Origin of the sequence: Paenibacillus sp. ACRRY (assembly GCF_022346995.1) — a bacterium.
GTDB lineage: Bacteria > Bacillota > Bacilli > Paenibacillales > Paenibacillaceae > Paenibacillus.
The window spans coordinates 1,384,852-1,407,956 of record NZ_JAKRNM010000001.1; the positions used below are offsets into that span (position 1 = coordinate 1,384,852).

Genomic DNA, 23,105 nt, shown 5'->3' on the forward strand with positions numbered 1-23,105 from the left:
GTGAAAATTCAATAAAAAAAACTATTCCATAAAAGAATAGCTTTCTAATAGATCAACCGGGCCAGCAGCTTGGATATTTCTTCATCCTGCAGTAGTTGATCTCCATATTTTTTGGTGATTTGAGTGAGGGCAATATCATGATAAAAATAATCCGTCATCGCTTTGACAATCGGCTTGGACGTCGTCTTAATCGCTTTCCAAGAGTCATTTTCAATGCCTGCGAACAGCAGATAGGCATGGTCTACAATCAGCAGCTGCAATGGTTCCAGCTTGTCCAGCATGGGAATTAAAGCGTACTTGTTCGTTAAGGATGTCTCTAATCCTCCCACCGATAACACCTCAACATGCACACCTTGCTGTTCCTTTTGTTCCAACAGTGTACGGTAGTTCTCCATCTTCTCATTCCAGGCCAGAAATAGAATTGATGTATCGGCCTCTGCCATAAGCTGTTCAATATTGGAACCAATCGATGTTTCATCCTTCAGTGTCCAAATATGCTCATCCGTGAACGTTCGTTTGATTTTATAAGCATTCAATTCCTCGATATCCTTCTCAAAATCCGCTTTGATCTTCAAAATAACGGACTGGAGATCCACGGCCGTATACAATTTTTTCTTGCCATTCATGGTGGTCAATACAATCCCTTTATCGATAAGCCGGTTTAATACTTCGTAAATTTTGGCTTTGGGCACATTGGAGTGATTGACGATGGATGATGCATCGAGTGGTTCCTCTTGAGCGAAGATGGCCTCATACACCTGACTTTCGTACTGCGTAAAACCGAATTTCTGTAACATGTGTGGACCTTCGCTCCTTCTGGATATGTATCGTTCTGTATGTTTTCAGTTTAGACATCGGCTTCGCCCTTGTCCAGTTTCATATAACGGACTTCGGGTGGTTATATTAAGATTCGGGTACACATTTTGATTATAAAGGAGCTGTATCGTCCATGGAAAGCACCCATGAATTTGTACAAAAGGTAAATGAGAATGCCGAGAAGGCCCGTCATAACAAGAACAATGGTAAAGGAACGCCGAGCGACAAGCTGCCGACCAAACAGCACGGAACCAAAAAGTAAGTTAAATGAGTGGATTCTAGTATTTTGGACTAAGCTTCCTTCGTAATCATTGTTCCCGTAAGTGAAAGGATCTCGCGGTAGAGATCCTTTCCTCTCAATCAAACCGAATTCACTTCCAAAGCTTTCTTTATTGATATCAGCCTGTTTATATAGCATGGAGTAATTCGTCTAGCACATCCTATCACTGCTTTTCATTTAATATAGAGAACCTATAATAATAGAAAAGAGATGATACGATGGCTTGTCGAACTTGTAAAACAGCACCTCGTCAACCAGATCTCGTGTTAATCTACTGGTCCAGAAACCCGCTTGTACCGGGATCTGCTCGAAGAATCAGAAGTGTTCGTGTGATTGGAAACACATCACCATGCACATTCTCCCTGGTACCCGGTGCTTTGTTAATCAATGCTCTAAACTGTTTGCTGGACCATGACATCGGTTTTAAAGTCGTATATCGTAAAAACACATCCCCGATCTCCGGGGTTATACTATTGAAACGCAAATAAGTAATGAAGTCATTCCGTTTTTAAAACACATGGATTACACTATAGTCCTAATATATTGAAAGTATATTCAAGTACCAAAAGTGCCACAATACAAATTCAATTGTACTGTGGCACATCTTGTTTATTTATTGGCATTAATGGCTTCATTGACTTCCTGTGTAATCTGATCTCCGCCAAGCTTTTTCCAGTTGGCTACAAAGTTATCGAATTCATCAATCGACAGGTTGCCATAGATGATTTTCAAAAATGTCTCCGCTCTAAGCTTATCCAGTGTAGCCTGCTTCGTATTCATGGTTCTCGTTGGAGCATATATAAATTCATTCATCACAATCAGGTCATTGTCACGATAGTATTTGATAACGCCTTGTGAGCTTTCCGGTCCAAAGATGCGTTCCATATGCCATTTATCCAGATTACCGTTACGGTAATCCATAATATCATCATAGAACAGCTTCGCTTCAAGCCCAAGTCCAGAAATGTCTCCGGTTTTCAGGGCCTGTTCCACTTCGTCCTGAGCCTTTACGTTTTTGTTGGCAGGCAGATTGGACACCGTTGCGTTATGAAAACCAAGTCCGGTTAAGCCATTCAAATAATCTGCGCGCTCCTTCTCTGCCGATTCTCCGAACATCTTCTCTGCCTGGAAGTTCAGGAGTTTAACGAGTGCTTCCGGATGCTCATACCCTTTGCGGACTGCGAATATGCCGCCCAGACTGAGGTGGTTCTGTGTTTTGGCTGGCTGATCATCGATGGATTGTACTGGATAAGGCAACCAATCGACATTCTGGTCTTTCTTAATCATACTGCTGACTTGAAATGGGGCCCATTGCGGTAAAAAGAACATGCCAGACTTCCCTGCGTTCACGTCCTCCATCATTTTCGCAAAATCCTTCACCCCGAATTCGGGATCCAGCACGCCCTTTTGATACAAATTCTGCAGTTCTCTCAAGCCTTCCTTCACCTCGGGCTGAATGGTACCATTCACAACCTGCCCAGATGCGTCCTTGATCCAGGTTTCGAGATACCCATGATACCCCAGCAAGAACGCATTGATGGGCAAATCCTTATTCAGCGCGATCCCGTACGTATCATCTTTGCCATTGCCATCCGGATCTTCGAACGTGAACGCTTCTGCAATCTGGATGACATCCTGCATCGATTTTGGCGCTTCAAGCCCTACCTTTTTCAACCAGTCCTGTCTGATCCAGATCATGTCCGATGAATCAAGTGAACCCGGAAAACTCACCATGGCGTAGATCTTGCCATCTTTGGTCACGGGTTTCAATCCTGCTCCGTCTTCTGCAGACATAAATTCTTTGACCAGATCCGATGCGTACTTATCATATACTTCCGTTAAATCTTCAAGCATGCCCGCTTCATGTAATTGCTCGAACTGCACCGCACTTACTTTCAATACGTCAGGCAAATCTCCGCTTGCAAGGGTCACATTCATTTTATCGTTGTAATTGGCATCCGGCACAATCCAGTCATATGTTACTTCAATGCCGAGCTCATCCTTGTAACCGCGGGTCCAAATATTGTTCGCATGTGTATCCCCTTGAGCGAGCGATTCCTTACCCGTTTCGTTCATCGTCGAGGTTAATTTAATTGGCGGGTCATACTTGGTGAGTGGTCCTCCAGCATCCTGCTGTGTACTGGGCTTGGTTTCGCTCTCTGCGTTACCAGCATCTGATGAACAGGCTGCAAGAGTCCCTGCCAGGATCATGCTAAGCGATAACAATGAAAGCCTTTTGAATGACATATTCATACGACGAATCCCCCTTTTTGTTCCTCCCGTGAGGTATGTGTTCATTGTATAAAGAAAGCGCTATCAGTTCGAGTGGATCTCGTTTACATCTGGTATCTTTGATTTACCATTTAAAACGGTTTTTAACTTTTTTGATCCCTATACTCCTGAGGCGTACAGCCGATAGCTTTTTTGAAAAAACGATAAAAGTAATGCTGATCACTGAACCCGACCTTGGCGGAAATTTCATGCATTTTACACGAAGAACCGAGCAGCAGTTCCTTGCTTCGTTCGATGCGGCGATCATGAATATATTCCGAGATGCCCTTACCCGTGATTCGTTTATACCAACGAGACAAGTACGAAGGATTGAGAGAGACTTCCTGCGCAATACGGGTAAGAGAGAGATCGTCCTCCAGATGATGCTTGATGTATTGATGGATCGAGATCAAGATTTGAGACTGGTCATTCAGGCGGGTATCGCTCCGCTTCGATATAATCCATTCAAAGGCAGACTGATAGAAGATGATGAGTTCGGGCCATGGTGTATGGATATCAAAATGCAGCATGCGGGAGAGACCCACCTCTTCCTTCGCAGGTTCATATAGACCCAATTCATGAAGCAGGTCAATCAAGATACTCCCGGCTTCGGTGTATACCTTCATTCGAAAGAACGGATCTTGAAGCCCCTCCTTCGAACTCTCAGTCCATTTCTGATAAGAAGTAATCCATTCACTGTCCCCCGCTGCGACATGCTGCTTGACCTGATCCAGATGTAGAGACGCAACCGCCTGCTGGCTCAGTGGATTTGGTACCACGTTTATATCCGGCTGTACGTTGACACGAAGGAGCTTTTCCATCCCGAGTCCAGGTCCTTCATGAATGGATAATCGCAGCTGCGCGATCGCCTGATTCAATTCCATCCAAGCTACAGCCTGTTCACTCACCATGATCGATACAGAGAGGTTAAGGCAATCTGCACACGATTGCTGCACAGACTCAAGCGTTCCATAGACAAAGCGAAGCGTTTGCTCCCACTGTTCCTGTGCATTCACACGATACGCGGCTGGCTGGATTAAACAAGCAATAACCTGATAATCCAGATCAATTGCCTTGACTGTCGACTTATCCTGAAGCAGCTCCTCTGCCACATTTGCCACAGCATACCTGATTAAACTTCGATCGGCCTGCGTCTGATAGTTGTTCCATTCCTCCACTCGAATAATGACGGGAATAACACCCTCCCCTGAGCGAAAAGGAAGCTGTACGGCATCCAATTCTTCCTGAAGCGAGGAAACATCATGCCTTTCCGTTCGTTTCATAAGATCGAGCATTAATTGGCGCTGCAGCTGGGGCAGGGCTCTTGGCAGCTTGCTGCGGAACCAGGCATTCTGGTACCTGAAATCATTTTCTTCCGAGATTTGTGCTAAAGCACGTTCTACTGCCGTACGAATCTGACTCATGCCCTCCGTCTTGAGAAGGTAGTCCACCACACAGGGATTGCGTATGGCCTGATGTGCATAATCGAATTCGTTATGGCCTGTCAGCAGTAATACTTTGCATCTGGGCCATCGGTCCATGATTTTCTCAATGAGCTCCATGCCATCCATTCCAGGCATACAGATATCGCTAAGTACAATATCCACCTTCACAGAGTTCAACCACTCGATCGCTTCGAAGGCTGAATGGGCCTTGATAATCTCCATGTCCTGAAGATTCGCCTTCTGAAAGAAGGCATATAGTCCGTCCAAAATGACCGGTTCGTCATCAACGATCAGCATCCGCTGCATGAGGCAGCTCCCCTTTCCATGGAACATTTACGATAATACATAAACCACCCAGGTCACTGCGCCTTGCAGCAAGACCGCACTCTGAACCAAACTTGATTTTCAGCCTCTGGTTCACATTGATAAGCCCCGTAATTTCCTCATCTTCCTGTCTCTGCGCAGGCTCCCCAAAGGACTGATTCAGCTCAGCTAACATCTTGTCCGTTAACTGATCACCATCATCTTCAATCAGAATGGACAGCCTGTCCTCCGCCGTCTGATAGGAGAGTTTAAGAATACCTCCCTGACTTCGTTTGGCAAGTGCATGTTCGAAGACATTCTCTACGATTGGCTGAACAATGACTCTCGGGATCGCAATCGATCTGTACACAGGGTTCATATCCTCAATGAGCAATTGTACCCTTGATCCGAATCGGATCTTCTGAATCGCAGCATAGACCATCGCATGGTCTACCTCTTCACCGAGCGATACTTCGGTATGGGAGTCACGTGACATATACCTGAAATACTGACCCAGATAGTCGGTAAACTCCTGGATTAATTCAACATTCTCCACCTCTGCCATCTGTTTAATACTGAACAGACTGTTGTATAGAAAGTGAGGTTGAATCTGGGATTGAAGATGTTTGAGCTCTGCTTCACTCGTTCGTATTCTGGCAACATAATTTTCTTCAATCAAAAGATGTAAGCGCTCTATCATATGGTTAAAACGAGAGTATAAATATCCGAATTCATCCCGTCTTGAATGTGGAATGCGAATGTCTGGCTGCCCTTGCTCCGCCATTCTGAATCCTTTGACGAGTGCAGATAACGGCTTGTGGATCGATTTATAAACAGATAATGAGAAGATGATAATAATGACCATTGACATTACGGTTAACATCCATAACCATAACTTATATCGTTCCAGTGGTGCCTGAAGCACTTCTTCAGCAATACTGGAGGTTAGTGTGAATGAATGATCCGAATCATAGAGGGAGTAGTACAAATGATCATCGGAGTGGTATCTCGTTACCTGCAGCGCATCCTGCGATTCGGTTGGGAGCATCTGTAACAGTCCGGTAGAGACAGCCTGCTCTGAGGAGGAAATGACAACTTCGTGCTCATCACCAAAGCTCAGCGTGATATCACTTCCACCCGTTTCCGACAACTGCTGCAGCCTTTTCTTCAGCTCATCCGCAGATAAGCGTATTCCCAATATAAAATTGGGCGGCTCCTCGTGATTCATATTGTACGGATTGCTCTTCAGGAAATAGAGATCATCTGCCGAAGTCGATAACTCCCCATTCAGATTCCCCATGGTCGCAAGCAGAACTTTCCACTCGTCGTCCTCAACGCTGCGGATGCCATCCACTGCACTTACCCGCTTATGAAGCGCAGGAACATAGTACACCACATCACTGATGTATGGACTGGTCACCATGATCTGACTGAGTTTCTTATGTATGTCATTCAGACTTGATGTAATCTCATATCGGCTCATAATGGGTGCTCTGGTACTTAATGTGGACATCGGTTCATCGAACGAAAATTCATTCACAAGACTGCTCATTCGCTCCAATTCGAATTGCAGATGATTGTGGTAGAAGTGCAGCTTGGAATCATGCGCATTTTCCACTTCGGTCTGCATTTGCTTGGAGCTATACTGTGTAATTACAATGCTACTTCCATATAGCGGGAGAATAACCAATACAAAAGCAATCATCAGTTTGACCACAATGGAGTTGGTCTTCCAGTTCCCCCCCAATAATCTCATTCCCCTTCCACTCCTCTCCTCAAGCAGCAAAAAAGGAGCCGGAAATCGGCTCCTCTACTCGGTTTTCCTCCTACCGATCTTATCCCTTTACACTGCCGACAACAAGCCCATGGACGAAATATCGTTGCAGAAATGGATAGACGAGCAGAATGGGAATAACGGATAAAAAAATCTGGGACGCCTGGGTCGTTCGATCCGACACCTGGCTTAACAGCGTTGCATCCTCCAATGTCATCATTTCACTCTGGATCATCGTCACTTGCTGCAGCATGGATTGCAGATACGTTGCGAGTGGATAATGTTCCGGGCTTTTCATATAGATCATGCCATCAAACCAGGCATTCCAGTGTCCGACCATGGCAAACAACGTGATGGTTGCGATACTTGGCAGAGAAATAGGCAGATAGATGCTCCACAGTGTACGGAAATGCCCTGCACCATCCATCCACGAGGCTTCTTCCAATTCTTTCGGCAAACCTCTGAAGAAGTTAAGCATCAGCAGTACATTGAAAATGGGCACGGCCCCAGGTAATATCAGTGCCCAGATCGAATCCAGGAGACCAGCTTCCTTGACGACCAGATAACCTGGAATCAACCCTCCACTGAACAGCATCGTGAATACAAATATCCAGGCATAGAATGTTCTGGAACGAAATCTGGAAGCTTCTTTGGAGAGAGGAAAAGCTACAAGAATTGTGAAGATCAGATTCGTGGCAACTCCCAATACCACCCGAAGCAGACTCGTGCCAAACGAGTTAAGGAACTGTTGATTTTCCAAAATGTACTTATAGGACGATAACGTGAAATCCACGGGCCAGAACGTAACACTCCCTGCTTTGACTGCATCACTCGAACTGAAGGATATCGCCAATATATTCACGATCGGAAACAGACAGAGCAAGGCAAGAATCGTCAGGATGACGTAGTTAAAACCTAAAAACCAGCGATAGGCTCTCGATGCATGGTGCATGATTCTGCCTCCTTTCTAAAATATGCGATAATTGGCGAACCGATAGGCCAGGAAATAACCAAGTCCGATAAAGATAAATGAAACTACCGACTTAATGAGGCCAAGTGCCGTAGAAACTGAATATTGGGCATCCTGCAAACCGATTCGATAGATCATCGTATCCAGGATATCACCGGATTCATAGACGAGCGGGTTATACAAATTGAACACCTGATCGAACCCACCATTAAGTACGTTTCCAAGACTCAGAGTAACCATTAGAATGACAATGGGGCGAATCCCCGGCAGTGTAATATGCCAGGTCTGCTTCCATCTACCTGCCCCGTCCATGACGGCGGCTTCATAGAGAGACTTATCAATGCTGGTCAATGCTGCCAAATAGATGATGGTGCCAAAACCGAACTCTTTCCATTGATCAGTAATGACAAGTATGTACGGAAACCAATCGTTGCTGGCCAGAAATTGAATGGGCTCTAGCCCCAGTGCCTTAAGCAGCATATTCACAATTCCACTGCTCGGGGATAACACATCCACGATAATGCCCGCCAGGATTACCCACGAAAAAAAGTGGGGCATATAAATGACCGTTTGAATCGTTCGTTTAAATCCAGTTTTGCGTACTTCGTTGAGCAGCAAGGCTACGAGCACCGGAATCACAAGGCCGGAACTAATTTTCATGACAGAGATGAATACCGTATTCCACACGACCTGGCCAAACCCTGGAAGATCAAACAGGTATCTGAAGTTATCCAAGCCTACCCAGTTCATGTTCTTGAATCCGGCAATCGGAGAGAAATTCTGAAAGGCAATCGAGAGACCTGCCATTGGAATGTAACCGAATACAATAATGATGATCAAACCTGGCAGAATCATAAGATGAAGCGGAATGTTTCTGATAAATTGTTTGTAGTTGGAACGCATGAGCTGTCTCCTCCTTCAAAATTTATTATAGGAGCAGGCATGCTGAGGAAATAGTGTAGGTTATTTACTTTGGGTATCTTCTGTTGACTCTCCATCTGAAAATACAAAAAAACCGCGATTACTCGCGGTTTCTTCATGAATAACGTTCTCTTCCTAGGGGAGAAACATAAATGAAACTACAAATCCAAAATCAATACATTCACTGAATGAGCGGGTAACTGAAGAACTACGGATTCACCATTCAGTCCAATCTCCTGCTCATATGGAACCACCTTCTCATCGTTCTTCTGGTTCACATTCGGAACATGAACCAATGATTGATCTCCGCTGAGTGTGATCAACCGTGCTGCAGATTTCACATTCAGATCCTCAAGATGGACATGTGTAGCTTTGTCCACGCTATCTGCATTCACCAGTTTTACATATACATGCTTCTGATCTCTCGTAACGGAATGGAACACCTCACGGTTATATGCTTCGAGCTTGTAATCCAGCACTTTGCTGGTTGTATATCCGTCTGTGTAGGAGCAGATCAAGCTCTTTCCTGTTTCGCCGCCATAATTGACAGTGATCGTATAATCGGTACCGCTCTCCAGCGGTTCATAATTCGCAGCTCTCAGGTTACCCGCTGCTGAACTTGAAGAATAATCACCGAGAGTATATCCTTCGATACCTTGTTTGTACACTTTTATTCCCGTTGCATCACCACCGTAACCAATCGCATATTCAATGACATCCTTCTTGTCAGATGAAATATCCGTAAGTCCCACCCCAACATAGAAACCGTCGTCACCCGACAAGCGCTTGGTTTCCACCTGCACCTTATAATTGGTCCATTCATCATTCAGAAGATATATCCCGTTCAGGCCGCTGGTTTGCGCCTTCAGGATAAGTCCGTTTCCAGATTCAAATGTATATCCTTTCGAACCAGGAATCAGACCCCACGCCTCACTCAGCTCCGTCTGCTCCCTGAAATCTTCACTCAACAGCACGCTGCCATCCTGATTGGATGTGACCGTAACCCTTTTCACGACAATTTCTGCATTACCGGTCGCAATCTCAATCCCTCCATGAGGGATGAGTCCCACCTGTTTCCCCTTGCTGTACGTCTTAAACGAAGTGCCGATCACTTGATCTCCAACGTATTTGGCAAAAAGGTGCTGAACGTAGTAGTTCGGTGTATACCATACCGTCTCATCGTCAAACCAGATGCAATCCGGTGTCCAGCGATAGGTTCCATCCGTCAGCACTTTATTGAACAATGGCGCGTAGGCAGCCAAACGAACGACATCTGCATTGTTTTCGAAGCCGGTCATGATTGCTGCTTCAGCAACGGCACCCGCCAGTGTATTTTTGTCCGTGGATGCGTACTCTCCAACAAAAACTTTGGAAGTCTCTTTCCAATTAATTTGCCCTTCTTCTTGGTATGCCCGATGGTAGTAGTTATAACGATCCACGTTATTCATCAAGTAATCATTGGACCGATAATAGTGTTCGTCTGCAATGGTATCCATGTAATCATCCTGCTTCTCATACCAGGTTACCGTTTCTTCAATGACCTTCTGTCCATCTGCAAATGCAACTTGGGCCGAACCCGTAAGGTTACCGCTCAGGAACTTCCAGCCTTGTTGGTATGCATCATCGTCCGCTTGTGCACCAACGGTTGAAATAATATGCAATTCATGATCCGGATAGTTTAGCTTCATATAATCATCAATGGATGCTTTGAACACTTCAAAGTTGGCGAAAAATTCGGTTCCCCAGTTCTCGTTACCTACACCAAGGTAGCGCAGATCGAACGGCTCAGGGTGTCCCATTTGGCTGCGTATTGCCGCCCATTCGTTATGTTCAACATCTGTACTCAGGGCAAAATCGATCAAGTCAGTGAAGTTTTTGATGTAATAGTCTCTTAATGCGCCGCCAGCCGGATGTGCGTAATCCGAACGTGCCTGGCACAGAACTCCACAGGCCATAACGGGAACCGGAGCAGCATTCAAATCTTCCGCGAGCTGGAAGTACTCCATGTATCCAAGACCCATTGTCATCATGTAACCCCAGACATTGTAGTTCTCTTTGCGCAGCTCTACCGGACCAACCGAGTCCTTCCAGTCGTACACATTATCCCATATGAAGGACCCCTCCGAGATGCAGCCTCCCGGAAAGCGTAGAAACTTGGGATGCATATCAACGAGAGCCTGAACCAGATCCTTCCTCAGTCGATAGTTCGGATTCCCCTTGTAGTTAGCATGTGCTGATACGGAAATGCCTGCTTCATCAGGAACTGCGCCCCATACGTCTCGTGGGATCAGAGACACCATATCGATGGAAATATCTCCTTCAAACGTAAGCACGAGCTGTCCAAGTGCTGTCTCTGTTCCAGTAAGAACAAGAGCCTGATTTCTCGTATCCGAATCGACGCGGACTGCACCGTACTTTTTCCAGGTACCTCCTCCATCTACATGAACCTTGACGGAATCACTGATTGCAGTTTTCGAGCCATCCTGCAGTTGTATGGTGATCGTACCGGCCGAATCTGCTTTTGCCCAGATGGTGAAGTCGTATTGTTCACCTTTTTTGATGGACATGGCACAATGCTGATTGGTATCGGAAAAACCGCGATTTCGTATCGTAGCGCCATCCTGAACCGTCACATAGTAAGCATTTGCATCCGGGTCTTTGAGTTTGAAGTGTTCATTCAATCCACCTTCGTGATGCACATTCATTTTGCTGGTATCGCCAGACCAGGCGAATAACGGATCCCGGTTCCGCCCCGTCGAACATCCGCATTCACCGGAGGTATGTGAGTATGTATCAAATGCAAAAGACTCAAATGAACGGTTCTGAACCAGCTCGGCATAGATTCCGCCATCCGCCGCATTGTTAATGTCCTCGTAGAACAAACCGTACATGACCTCGCTAATATCAGCGACTTGCTGATCGCCGTGGATTGTTATGGTATAAGGCGGCAGATCCTCCGGCAATACGGATACGTCAAAACGTTTACTCAGCGTGCTTTCGCCTTTACTCAAAATCGCATTCAGGCTTGCTTCCTGTGCCGAGGTTATGAGCTGCACTTCTCCATCATGTGATAGCACTTCAGGGCGATTGGACTGCCAGCGGACCTTCACTTTACCTCCTAGCAAGTCAGCAGGCAGCGAGATGTTCTTCGTAATGATCCGGGTCGGAAATGACAAATATTTATCTCCTGCCAACGCAACAATCTCTTCATCGGTTAATGATTCACACATGACTTCGATGACTTCATCCATGGTTAATCCGGCCTGATATATCCGAAAATCGGACAGCGATCCGGCAAAATCCACATCGGCTGCATACTGAGAGCTACCAATATAATTCTGGCTGTAATTGGCCGAATCCGTGAAGGAATCGAACCATCTGCGCAGCTTCGCATAATTACCACTGGACGTCTGACTGATAGACCCATCCGCTATTTTCTCTCCATTCACGTAGACGATCGGGCCAGCACTGCTAAGCGTACCTCCCTGAGTACCCGCTACCGACAAAGCGATATGCATCCATTCTCCCGTTGCAAATCCTCGGCCCGGATCCACAACCAAATCCCCTTCTGCAGACATCGTTCCTCTCAGTTGTCTTGTCAAAAACAGATTGGGGCTCTGTTCTCCTTTTCCAAAGTCAAAAATGCGTTCCCACACACTGGACCCCTTGTTCAGATGCACCCACGCTGTCACAGTGATGCCTGTTTTATCACTTACATGTTGAAATAGATCTGAAGGTAACTGTAGATACGACGTTCCATTGTCCCCCCCTGCAAAAGTAGCGGCATTCCTTCCACTCACTTTCGACACTGACGGTACGGAAAGACCTGCAGCAATGCCATTCTTGCCTTGGCCAGAGTAATCTTTACCAATGTTGCCCGCATCCTCAAACTTGTAGTGTGCAATGATATGTTCCTGATAACTGCTCATTGTTATGCCTCCTATGTAGATCGTCAATTAATTCATAAAAACATGAATCATTAATAAATTTATAAATATATTATCTACTCGTTATAGTACTCATTTCGAATTAGATTTTCAACAAAAAACTTCTAATCGGTGTTAAATTCGAAATAAATTCAAACTTTAGTTATTCATTTCGCTTTTTTTAACTCATTTCAACAACATGGTTTACAAAAATATAAATTAATTGATATTATAGCAAATGTAAGCGCTTGATTCGAGCAATAACAGAAAGGAGGACTGCACTACCACGTTTATCCGCTTTATTTTTAACATGTTTTATATTTTGTGAATGAAGAAAGGGGACACGTATGAAGCGTTATTTGGTCATTGCACTTAGTACGGCATTGCTCTCTGCACCAGCTCTTTCGCCAGTCTCCGCTTTGGCGGACAATACAGCCTCAACTGCTTTTAATTCGCAAAGTTCCACTATATTAAACGAAAATCAGTTACCTGCATTTAAGAACGTCTCCGTTCATGACCCTTCTGTTATTAAGGTCGATGATATGTATTATGTCTTCGGCTCACATCTACAGGTGGCTAAGTCCAAAGATTTAATCAGCTGGGATTCCGTCGCTTCTGGCGTTACGGATGACAATCCCGTCGTTCCCAATGTAACCAAGGAATTCGCTGAAGCTCTGCAATGGGCTCAGACGGATACGCTCTGGGCAGCAGACGTCATTCAACTGGCAGATGGAAAGTTCTATATGTATTACAATGCCTGCAAAGGGGATTCTCCCCGGTCTGCCCTTGGAGTCGCCGTAGCTGACAACATTGAAGGCCCATACAAGGATCAGGGACTTTTGCTGAAATCAGGCATGTGGGATGAAATTAGTGAAGATGGCACCATATATGATGCCACCAAGCATCCTAACGTGGTCGATCCGGATGTGTTTTTTGATAAAGACGGTAAGCTATGGATGGTGTATGGTTCTTACTCCGGGGGGATTTTCATTCTGGAAATGGATGAAACAACCGGCAAACCACTTCCTAATCAAGGTTATGGCAAGAAGCTGACCGGAGGCAACCACAGCCGAATTGAGGCCCCTTATATGCTCTACAGTCCCGAAACCGATTATTATTATCTGTACTTGTCTTATGGAGGACTCGCTGCTGATGGTGGATATAACATTCGCGTTGCTCGCTCCAAAACACCTGACGGTCCCTTCTACGATGCTGAAGGCAACGATATGATCAAGGTGATGGCAGATAAGGATAAGCCGTTGTTCGATGACAAATCCATTGAACCATTTGGCGTAAAACTGCTCGGTAACTACCTCTTCGAGAGACAGATCGGCGACCCCGGCACCGGCCAGGGAACAGGATATGTATCTCCAGGACACAACTCTGCTTACTATGATGAAGAGACCGGCAAGCACTTCCTCATCTTCCACTCCCGCTTTCCGAATCGCGGAGAAGAACATGAGGTACGGGTTCATGAGATGCATATGAACTCCGAAGGATGGCCAGTCGTATCTCCTTACCGTTATGCAGGCATGGAGAGCGATTCTGTTCAATTGACCGAACAAAGTGCAGCCGGTTCATATAAGTGGGTTAATCATGGGAAGGATATCACAGCAGAGATCAAATCCTCCCAGATCGTTCAGTTTGCGGCAAACGGCCAGGTTACTGGTGCTGTAACAGGAACATGGAGCCTCCTGGAGGACAACAAGGTACGAATAACGTCCAACAATGTGGTATACGAAGGCGTCTTCACCCAAGAATGGGATGCGGATTCTCAGCAGAACGTCCTGACCTTCAGTGCTCTCTCTTCATCGGGTGTAGCGGTCTGGGGAAGTCAGATGAAAGCCATGAAAGATCAGGATGTGGTACAGGCTGTCAAAAAGGATCTGACGATTGGAAATACGGAGAATATCTTCTATGACCTCTCCCTTCCCATCACAGGTACACGTGATAGTCAGATTACATGGAAATCTTCTCTTCCCTCTGTCCTATCGGCTGATGGAGCGGTAAACCGGCCACGCAGCGGCAAAGGGGATGCCAAAGTAAAATTGACCGCAACCATTCAGAAAGGTAAGGCCTCGGCCAGCAAAACGTTCAGCGTAATCGTGCCTGAACAGGCAATGGGCCCGCTGCTGGGCGAGTATACGTTTGACAACAAAAAACTCGCTAAAATCGCACAGGATTTCAGTAAAAACGGTTATCATGGCCAGACCTTTAATGTAGTAAGCTCAGCAATTAGCAGCAAGAATCAGGCTGCTGCCTTTAACGGAAAAGACAGCTACATTCAACTGCCTGGACTCCTCACAGACACCACGGACTTCACGTTCAGTGCTTGGGTAAACTGGGATGGAGGCGGGGCTTGGCAGCGTATATTCGACTTCGGCAATGGCTTGACCAGACATATGTTCCTTACACCATCCCAGCATACCGGTGCTCTGCAATTCACTATTCATGATCAGGGTCGGGATCAGAGTCTTATCGCGACTGAAGCGCTGCCCACCAATCAATGGGTTCATGTCGCTGTCACATTGCAAGGAGACACAGGCACCTTATATGTAAACGGCAAATCAGTAGCAAGCAGCTCTGAGATCACGTTCAATCCGAAGGATCTACAAGCTGCGGAAGCCTATCTGGGCAAAAGTCGATATGCTGCCGATCCGTTCTATCAAGGCAAAATGGATCAGGTTAGAGTGTATGACAAGGCGCTAAGCGCCAAAGACATCCAGCGTCAAGCAGACGCACATCCTTGAACGGTTGAGTTTCTAATGCATCAACTTCTGAATTAATTCAAAATGATACCACCTAAAAGCAGTCACCTTAGAACTCCCCTCTTAAAGTTAGACAAATATTATTATGCAACTTGTTTGGCATGTTCTCGGTATTATACCGGGCTCATGCCTTTTATTTTGACTTAATATGTTGTGATTGTAGTAAACCATGTATCGTGCTTGCATTCATTTTTATGAATGAATTACAACACCCCCCCCACTGCATCGTTTAACGGACAGTAAGCTTCTATTTACGAATAGTAATCCCCTAAATGATATGTATTCTAATAAATCTCCTATAAATTTCAATTTCACTGTAACATTAGTCTCCATTCCCCGTTGTCTAAATAGAAGGAGGAGGAAACTTGAAATGAGGAGTGATCTATATACCGAACTATTCAAACAGTACCAGTCCTCCCTGTATCTCTATCTATACCGAATGTGTGGATCTCCGGAGACAGCTGAAGAGTTAGTTCAAGAAACCTTTTACAGAGCTATGGTTTCCATGAAAGCCGAGCATGCTAAATATGCTAGAGCTTGGTTGTATAAAGTAGCTCGGCATTTATTTATCGATTGGTACCGTAAATATCGTGGAGAAAAGCAAATGAATCAAGAGTTGGAGAAGCAAGGCTTAAAAAATACATATCGGACTCCTGAGGAAGTACTGACTGCTCGTGAACATACCATTCGTATTCAACAAGTGATGAAGAAGCTGCCCGAACAATATCGAACCATTTTGTTACTACGTGAAATGAACGAGTTATCTTATAAGGAACTTTGCGAGATCCTGGATATGAATATGAACCAGGTGAAGATCACTCTTTTTCGTGCCAGAGAACGATTCAAAGCAGAGATGCTTCAAATGAAAGGAGATGTTTGAATATGTCTAAAACACCACATGATGAGGAACGTTTATTTCAGGAAGATGATTTTGAACAACAGCGTCCTGAATGGGGTCACAAGCAATTTAAACGAATGGTATGGAAAACAAGATGGAAATTTTTTCTTAATGCAGGAGGAGCGCTTTTTCTAGTTTTTTTGGTCTATCACATTTACGTCTCAGCTCTCCATATCTATTTTGATCAATCAGAGGTACGTAACAATTTCTTGCGTTCTATTATCTCTGTTGTTGAAATGCATGGTGATGGACTGCGGGTAGAAAAAAGAATATCTGCTCAACCTTTTGAAGTAACTCCTTTTTTAACTCAGAAAGCTAATCTGAAAATTTACCGACACGTGGGTTCATGGGAGGTAATCACAGGTGAGATTCAAGCTAAGCTCAGTATAACCGGTAAGTTTACCTATTCTATTACCAATACAGGAGCGTATTTGAATGGCAATAACCCCGGGCCTTTCTATCTCCCTTACTCACTTGTTGATGGTAAACCTGATCATAATGATTCTGAGGAAAATAGCAGCCTCAAACGGCTAGTTGAAATTGATGATGGACATGTAGCAGAGATGTCATTATCCTTGAAAAACCTAGCGTCTCCCGATCAACTGATGAAGCTTCTTTCAGATTACGATGTTGCGGTGACTGCTATGCCGATTTATTCAGGCGAATCCACCCAGCCTGGTGCTTCCTATTCACTGGCAGGTATGTTCGATTATAATATTCCACATCTTACCCTTAAACCTCTTTATGAATTTAATGAGAACGGTGCAAGGTGGTTTAACTACTTCGTTCCTGAAGATACAGGTCAGATGCAGGAACAGATTGACGCCATGATGACTGAACTAAAATGGATGATTAATCATCTTGATTACAACGAAGCTACACAAGATAAACAGCGGCTTGCCTACTTAGAGAAGACAGGAGTTCAAGTATATGGTGCGGTTGTTACAGGTCCTGTGCGGGAGTTGGAGAAACTTACAAAGTTAGCTGAATTCCATCATTTCCAATTGAGTCGTGTAGAGGTATGGAACTGGGATTGAGCTAGCAAACGGGTAGTTCCTAATCGTATAGTGCGGTTATGTTCCATATAAGTAAGAGATGATAACTGTTATTCCAAAGTAACATCTCTTACTTATAATTAGTAATGTTTCTATACTCTTCTTTTCTTCTAAGTTTATGTTTTAAATTAGAGACAAGAAATACCGATCCTTCAACTTCAAAAAATCGCTAGCATTTACAGATGAATTGTAAACGTCGGCTTGCTTCCAAAGCGTCCACAAAGTCAGTCCTTTTAACTCGATAAATCGAAACCGATTTACCCGGGATAATGAATAACCATGCTTAATCGGTTCTCCGAAACTCCAGAGTTCTTATAACGATGCGGCTTGTCTGCTCGAAAGCGAATGGACTCTCCCCGTTTCACCGTAAAATCTTCTCCCCCGACATGAATCGTAATTTCTCCTTCAAAGACGGTAATCAACTCCTCTGTTCCATCAACGTGCGGCTCTGCACTCCATGAAGCTGCCTCATCCATCTCCAGGACATACATTTCGAATCGACGACCTTCTTCAAAAGAAAAATGCGGATAAATCCGTACTCTTCCATTTTCCTCCGTTAACACTTGAATATCATCGCCCGTCACAATCGAAGCATCCGATTTCGGTTCATGAATCAATGTAGTGAATGATACTTTGAGGCCGTTCGCAATTTTCCACACTGTTGCGATGGAAGGGTTCGATTCTCCCCGTTCAATCTGACCTAACATGGTCTTGCTGATCCCTGACATTTCGGCAACCTTATCCAGACTAAGTTTTCTTTGCTCCCTGATCTGCTTCAGATTTTGAGCAAGTACAGCGTTGATATTTTCCATTCTGTAATCACCTCTTTAAAAATTAGTATTGTGCAATATAAAGTCCATATCGTACAATGGTAACGCACAAACGTTATAGCGTACATTTCATGCAATTATAGCACACAACAATCTTTTTGCGGAGGTCAATCATGATTATTCCTTTATTGACGTATGCCATTGTCGCATCATTTACACCGGGTCCCAATAACATTATCGCCATGACCCAAGCTAGACATCGGGGATTTGCCAAGACATTGCCGTTTGTTGGTGGTGTAGCCGCGGGTTGTCTACTGATTATGTTTCTATCCAGTTATTTCAATCTGGTTCTGCAGCAGTATATTCCGAGAATCAGACCTGTTTTGAATATGTTAGGATGTGTCTATCTGATCTATCTGGCATTCAAAATTATGCGTAGTACGTCTGCAATCCAGGGAGACACTCGCACCAATCCCTATTCATTTTGGTTTGGCTTCACTCTACAGTTCATGAATCCCAAAGTCATTTTGTATGGTTTAACCGCAATCTCGGTATTTGTCTTGCCGCTTACCCAATCAGATGCTCACATGATTATATTCTCTGTATTGTTAACGGTTGTGGGGATCAGTGCCAATATGACATGGGCGTTATGCGGGGTAATATTTCAAAATGTACTCGTGAGATATGAACGCCAGTTTAATATAGTGATGGGTATTCTCTTAATTTATAGTGCAATTTCAATGTTAAAATAAACTAAAAAACGTCCACTCATGTGCTGAGTAGACGCTGTAAGATTACTAGAAGCCGGATTCCCACCAATGCTCCGTTGGATAAATTCCGGTATGGATCTGAACCTTTTCTCCAATTCTCGGAGTTGCGATATCGATATTTGCATCACGTGCTGCCTGGGTAATCCGTTCAACCGGATCCGTCCAGGCATGGTAGGCAAGGGTGAATGCCCCCCAATGAATGGGAATGAGCAGTTTTCCTTTTACATCAAGATGGGCTTGTACGGTTTCTTCCGGCATCATATGTATGTTGGCCCACCGTTCGTCATATTGTCCACATTCCATCATCGTCAAGTCGAATGGCCCATACTTGTCACCGATTTCTTTGAAGTGAGGTCCGTACCCACTGTCTCCACTAAAAAACACCTTTGTTTCATGTCCGGAGATCACCCATGAGCACCATAACGTGGAGTTACGATCGAATAATCCTCTCCCCGAAAAATGCCTTGCAGGCGTGCATGCCAGTGTCAGGCTCTTGAATTGAAGCTCATCCCACCAGCCATGCTCGGTAATTTTATCCGAAGGCACACCGATTTGAATCAAACGCCGGCGTACGCCAACCGGCACGATAAACCGTTCGGTTTTATTCATCAACCTCCGAATGGAGGAATAATCTAGATGATCATAATGATCATGAGATAGGATGATGGCATCCAGTGGCGGAAGATCTTCTGGCTGAACTGGCAAATTAACATTGTAGCGCTTTGTCCCCACCCATGATACCGGAGATGGACGGTTACCCAGCATGGGATCAAAAAACAATCTGGTTCCTTCCATTTCAAGCAGAAAAGCCGAATGTCCGAACCATGTCACTTGTGGATGAACATCAGTATTTACCGTTTCACTAAACTCACTTTTCAATATCGGTATATGACTCAAAGGTCTTCGTTCCTGACCACTTTTAAGGGAATCCCGAAGCATGCTCAGCATAGCCTTTAAGCTCATATTCATCGATGTTGGAATCTGATTTTCGTATTTGGTCATCTTATTACCTTCTGTTCTGCATAATGGCTGGTTCACTATGAAATAATGGATTCATTAACCCGGGATTGGAACTGCTCCAGTGCGCGCTGAGCCTCTGAAGCTGTAAGGCCGTGCCGAAACAGATAATCCTGTATTTCCTTCACTTCTGCTTCATCACCAGCTTGAACCCCATTGATTCTTCGAATCACTGCATCTTCCATACCTTCTCGCTCGGGTCCTGCAGGCTCACATAGCCAATAGTCAGTTCTTTTAACATGACCCTCGCCCGTCCAGAGTAAATTTTCATAACGTATCACATCCCAATCCCGATATCCAGACTGAATCTGCTGAAGTTCGGAATATAACATATCGTAGATCAGGTTACACGGAATGTGCCCGAAGTACTTTCGATACTGTCTCAGATTATATCCATCAATCCATTCGGTCAAGATAAAATGTCCTGGAGAGTAGGCATACAGTTTGGGGACATGGCGGTTGCTTTGCATTGACATGATGGCATCACACTCGAGTTCTCCACCGATCTTTCCACGCTGGGTATACACTTTGAGGCAGTATTCCTGTACTTTATAGACAACAGACTGTTTTCCCAGCAGCGAAGCCTGCATGTTTAAGTGCCCGTTCTGCTCATAACGCGATAGCATATCCGCCATATGTGGTGCTAATGGTTGAATGATTTTCATAAAGAGTTCTCCTCGATCGATTATCAAAACTAAAACGTTTTCCATTCTGTGTGATGAATCTTACATCACTTCACTATTATTGTCGCTAAATTAAAAGTTGAACATATCCAATTTCGTCAGAACATGAACTATTTGCTTGCAAGTTCATATATGTGACAATTGATGAGCCACAGCTGACTTTTTTCCACTCTAATAGATGGAACCCGTTTCATGTCAAGGTGACAAAATATAAAAAAACGATGTCCCTCCAGCCGCAGCTGGAAGAACATCGTCTTATGTTATGTGATATCGAATTAATGCATAGGACCTTGTTGGCCTTGTTGAGATCCAACCTTCACTCGTTTAACAAAGAAAGAGGTCACCAGACCGATCACGGCAAGAACCAGTGCAAAGACAAATGCATTCTGTACCCCTGACGTGAAACCAGCGAGCTGGTTTTCCGGGCTTTCCGGATTAGTTACATTGCTCAAGAAACGAGTCTGACCTGCACTCAGAATACTTACCGCAACCGCAGTACCGATCGCACCGGATACTTGCTGCAATGTATTCATAATTGCTGTTCCGTGAGGGTAGTACTCCGGTGGCAACTGGTTGAGACCGTTCGTTTGAGCAGGCATCATGATCATGGAAATCCCGATCATCATAAACACATGCATAGTAATGATTGTACCCAAAGCTGTCGTCGGCGTAATGCCTGTGTACATGAACAGAACAACAGCCACGATCGCCAGACCAATAATAACGAGCCATTTTGGACCAAATTTATCAAACAAACGTCCCATAACCGGAGACAAGAATCCGTTCAGCAAGCTGCCCGGCAGCAATACCAGACCTGCAGTCAGTGCTGTAACAGCCATACCTTGCTGCAGATACATTGGAAGGATCAGCATTGAAGACAACATCATCATCATACAGATGAAGATCAGGATCAAGCCGATCGTAAACATTGGATATTTGAATGCGCGCAGATCCATCATTGGCTGCTTCATTCGTAACTGACGGATGCTGAATAACAGCAAGGACACTACTCCGACAACCAGGGTAATTACCACGACCGGACTGGTCCAGCCTCCGCCTGTATCCCCATGTCCACCTGCACTGCTGAATCCATATACAATTCCGCCAAAACCAAGGGTAGACAATATAATGGAAATAACATCAATTTTCGGCTTGGTCAGTTTCGAAATATTCGGTAAGAACAACAAGCCGCACACCAGTGAGATAATGAAGAACGGCAATGAAATCCAGAAAATCCAGTGCCAGCTCAGATTAGCCAGAATCAATCCGGAAATACTCGGACCACTCGCTGGCGCAAACATGATTACGAGACCGATTAATCCCATGGCAGCACCACGTTTTTCAATCGGGAAAATAACCAAAATCGTGTTAAACATCAAAGGTAGCAATAGAGCTGTACCTACAGCCTGCAACACCCTTGCAACCAAAAGCAGTTCAAAACTTGGTGCGATTGCAGCAACAATTGTTCCCGCAATCGAAAATATCAGAGACGTTGTAAACAACTGTCTCGTTGTAAACCATTGTAACAACATACCGGAAACCGGCACCAAAATACCTAGTACGAGCAGGTAACCTGTCGTCAACCATTGAATCGTTGTGGGTCCAACTTCAAGCAGGGTCATCAGCGGCGTCAGTGCCACATTAAGCGCTGTTTCACCGAACAGGCCAATGAATCCGCTCAATAGCATCGCGAATAATATGGGCAGTACCTTATATTGCTTTGTTTCTTCTTGGTCCTGTACAGAACCAGCTTTCATGGAAACCTCCACGATCCATCCTCCTCAAACGTTATAACTGTTTCTCTCTTTGTGCAGACTTATTGAATCCCTCTGGCATTCTTAGCCACACTTGACAAATAATCAGCAGCCGTCAGCAGAGGCTGTTTATCCTGATTGGTCAGACTGATAATCAGTGCTCCCTCCATTAAAGAGATGACCAAAAGACCCGTTTCTCGTGCTTTCTCCTCACCAACGCCCTCCATCATCAGATGTTTCGTAATGATGTTCTGCCAGTTCGCGAATACACCCTGACATGCCACACGCAGTTGATGACTGATACAGGAAGTCTCCACGGCCGCCCAAAAGCTGAATGGCAGAAAACCCGTGAAACCAGCCGCTTCTGTTTCATCAGCCATGTCATGTATAAATCGCTGGATGGCGTCCCCTGTGCTCTCATGGGCTGCAAAGGTATCCTCGAATTTCTGCATGATGTGTTCATTGGCTTTCTGGATGCACTCGTGAGCGAGCTCTTCCTTGCCGTGCGGAAAATAATGATATAACGATCCTTTCGGCGTACTGCTCTCCTTAATAATCTGATTAAGACCGGTCGCATGATATCCTTGTGAAAAAAACAGTCTGGCTGCTGTGCTGACAATTTGTTCTTTAGCATTAGACTTTTCACTCAATGGAGCCACTTCCTTAATCTGAATTATAACAATC

The 23,105-nt window shown here is 44.8% G+C and carries 18 protein-coding genes; 5 read left to right on the top strand and 13 right to left on the bottom strand.

The genetic code is table 11. The features are described from left to right. Positions 1 to 44: 44 nt before the first annotated feature. Positions 45 to 797, bottom strand: a complete 753-nt coding sequence (locus tag MH144_RS05875) for a TrmB family transcriptional regulator (protein WP_239298313.1) — start codon at positions 795 to 797, stop codon at positions 45 to 47. 152 nt (positions 798 to 949) lie between these two features. On the opposite strand from MH144_RS05875, the gene MH144_RS05880 reads away from it, so the two are divergent. Beyond that, positions 950 to 1,078: a DUF4023 family protein gene (locus MH144_RS05880; RefSeq protein ID WP_095358309.1), complete on the top strand. Its 129-nt coding sequence runs from the start codon at positions 950 to 952 to the stop codon at positions 1,076 to 1,078. A 289-nt stretch (positions 1,079 to 1,367) separates the two neighbouring features. Here MH144_RS05880 and MH144_RS05885 read toward each other — a convergent pair whose 3' ends face one another. The 7 genes from MH144_RS05885 to MH144_RS05915 form a co-directional block, all read right to left on the bottom strand. Continuing rightward, positions 1,368 to 1,514 carry a hypothetical protein gene (locus MH144_RS05885; RefSeq protein ID WP_239298315.1) on the bottom strand — a complete coding sequence of 49 codons (147 nt, stop codon included), beginning with the start codon at positions 1,512 to 1,514 and terminating at the stop codon, positions 1,368 to 1,370. A gap of 191 nt (positions 1,515 to 1,705) precedes the next feature. Beyond that, positions 1,706 to 3,349: an extracellular solute-binding protein gene (locus tag MH144_RS05890; protein ID WP_239298317.1), complete on the bottom strand. Its 1,644-nt coding sequence runs from the start codon at positions 3,347 to 3,349 to the stop codon at positions 1,706 to 1,708. A gap of 122 nt (positions 3,350 to 3,471) precedes the next feature. After that, entirely contained in the window at positions 3,472 to 5,118 is a 1,647-nt protein-coding gene (locus MH144_RS05895) for a response regulator (RefSeq protein WP_239298319.1), read from the bottom strand. After that, a complete protein-coding gene (locus MH144_RS05900; RefSeq protein WP_239298321.1) occupies positions 5,096 to 6,871 on the bottom strand; it encodes a sensor histidine kinase in 1,776 nt (591 codons plus the stop codon). Before MH144_RS05900 ends, MH144_RS05895 begins: the two co-directional genes overlap by 23 nt. A 79-nt stretch (positions 6,872 to 6,950) precedes the next feature. Continuing rightward, on the bottom strand, positions 6,951 to 7,841 hold the full coding sequence (locus tag MH144_RS05905) for a carbohydrate ABC transporter permease (RefSeq protein ID WP_239298323.1): 891 nt from the start codon (positions 7,839 to 7,841) through the stop codon (positions 6,951 to 6,953). Between the two features lie 15 nt (positions 7,842 to 7,856). Next, positions 7,857 to 8,762 carry an ABC transporter permease gene (locus MH144_RS05910; protein ID WP_239298325.1) on the bottom strand — a complete coding sequence of 302 codons (906 nt, stop codon included), beginning with the start codon at positions 8,760 to 8,762 and terminating at the stop codon, positions 7,857 to 7,859. 176 nt (positions 8,763 to 8,938) lie between these two features. Continuing rightward, entirely contained in the window at positions 8,939 to 12,709 is a 3,771-nt protein-coding gene (locus MH144_RS05915; RefSeq protein ID WP_239298327.1) for an alpha-L-arabinofuranosidase C-terminal domain-containing protein, read from the bottom strand. 344 nt (positions 12,710 to 13,053) lie between these two features. Between MH144_RS05915 and abnB the strand changes: the two genes are divergently transcribed. From abnB to MH144_RS05930, 3 genes are all read left to right on the top strand, one after another. Beyond that, the gene (gene abnB / locus MH144_RS05920) at positions 13,054 to 15,456 is read left to right on the top strand and encodes an arabinan endo-1,5-alpha-L-arabinosidase AbnB (protein WP_239298329.1); all 2,403 of its coding nucleotides are present in this window, start codon (positions 13,054 to 13,056) and stop codon (positions 15,454 to 15,456) included. Between the two features lie 388 nt (positions 15,457 to 15,844). Then, positions 15,845 to 16,354, top strand: coding sequence for an RNA polymerase sigma factor (locus MH144_RS05925; RefSeq protein ID WP_239298331.1), 510 nt, complete (start codon positions 15,845 to 15,847; stop codon positions 16,352 to 16,354). 2 nt (positions 16,355 to 16,356) lie between these two features. Then, complete coding sequence (locus MH144_RS05930) at positions 16,357 to 17,409, top strand: anti sigma factor C-terminal domain-containing protein (protein ID WP_239298333.1); 1,053 nt, start codon at positions 16,357 to 16,359, stop codon at positions 17,407 to 17,409. Between the two features lie 275 nt (positions 17,410 to 17,684). Here the strand turns inward: MH144_RS05930 and MH144_RS05935 are convergent, their stop codons facing one another. Further along, positions 17,685 to 18,239: a helix-turn-helix domain-containing protein gene (locus tag MH144_RS05935; RefSeq protein ID WP_239298335.1), complete on the bottom strand. Its 555-nt coding sequence runs from the start codon at positions 18,237 to 18,239 to the stop codon at positions 17,685 to 17,687. Positions 18,240 to 18,370: 131 nt separating this feature from the next. On the opposite strand from MH144_RS05935, the gene MH144_RS05940 reads away from it, so the two are divergent. Continuing rightward, entirely contained in the window at positions 18,371 to 18,949 is a 579-nt protein-coding gene (locus MH144_RS05940) for a LysE family transporter (protein ID WP_275439959.1), read from the top strand. 45 nt (positions 18,950 to 18,994) lie between these two features. On the opposite strand, the gene MH144_RS05945 is transcribed toward MH144_RS05940, so the two are convergent. The 4 genes from MH144_RS05945 to MH144_RS05960 all read right to left on the bottom strand — a co-directional run bounded on the left by MH144_RS05945 (position 18,995) and on the right by MH144_RS05960 (position 23,071). After that, the gene (locus tag MH144_RS05945) at positions 18,995 to 19,969 is read right to left on the bottom strand and encodes an MBL fold metallo-hydrolase (RefSeq protein WP_239298337.1); all 975 of its coding nucleotides are present in this window, start codon (positions 19,967 to 19,969) and stop codon (positions 18,995 to 18,997) included. Positions 19,970 to 20,004: 35 nt separating this feature from the next. Next, complete coding sequence (locus MH144_RS05950; protein WP_239298339.1) at positions 20,005 to 20,649, bottom strand: hypothetical protein; 645 nt, start codon at positions 20,647 to 20,649, stop codon at positions 20,005 to 20,007. A 293-nt stretch (positions 20,650 to 20,942) separates the two neighbouring features. Beyond that, on the bottom strand, positions 20,943 to 22,424 hold the full coding sequence (locus MH144_RS05955) for a DHA2 family efflux MFS transporter permease subunit (RefSeq protein ID WP_239299276.1): 1,482 nt from the start codon (positions 22,422 to 22,424) through the stop codon (positions 20,943 to 20,945). Positions 22,425 to 22,483: 59 nt separating this feature from the next. Then, entirely contained in the window at positions 22,484 to 23,071 is a 588-nt protein-coding gene (locus MH144_RS05960; RefSeq protein WP_239298341.1) for a TetR/AcrR family transcriptional regulator, read from the bottom strand. Positions 23,072 to 23,105: the final 34 nt, after the last annotated feature.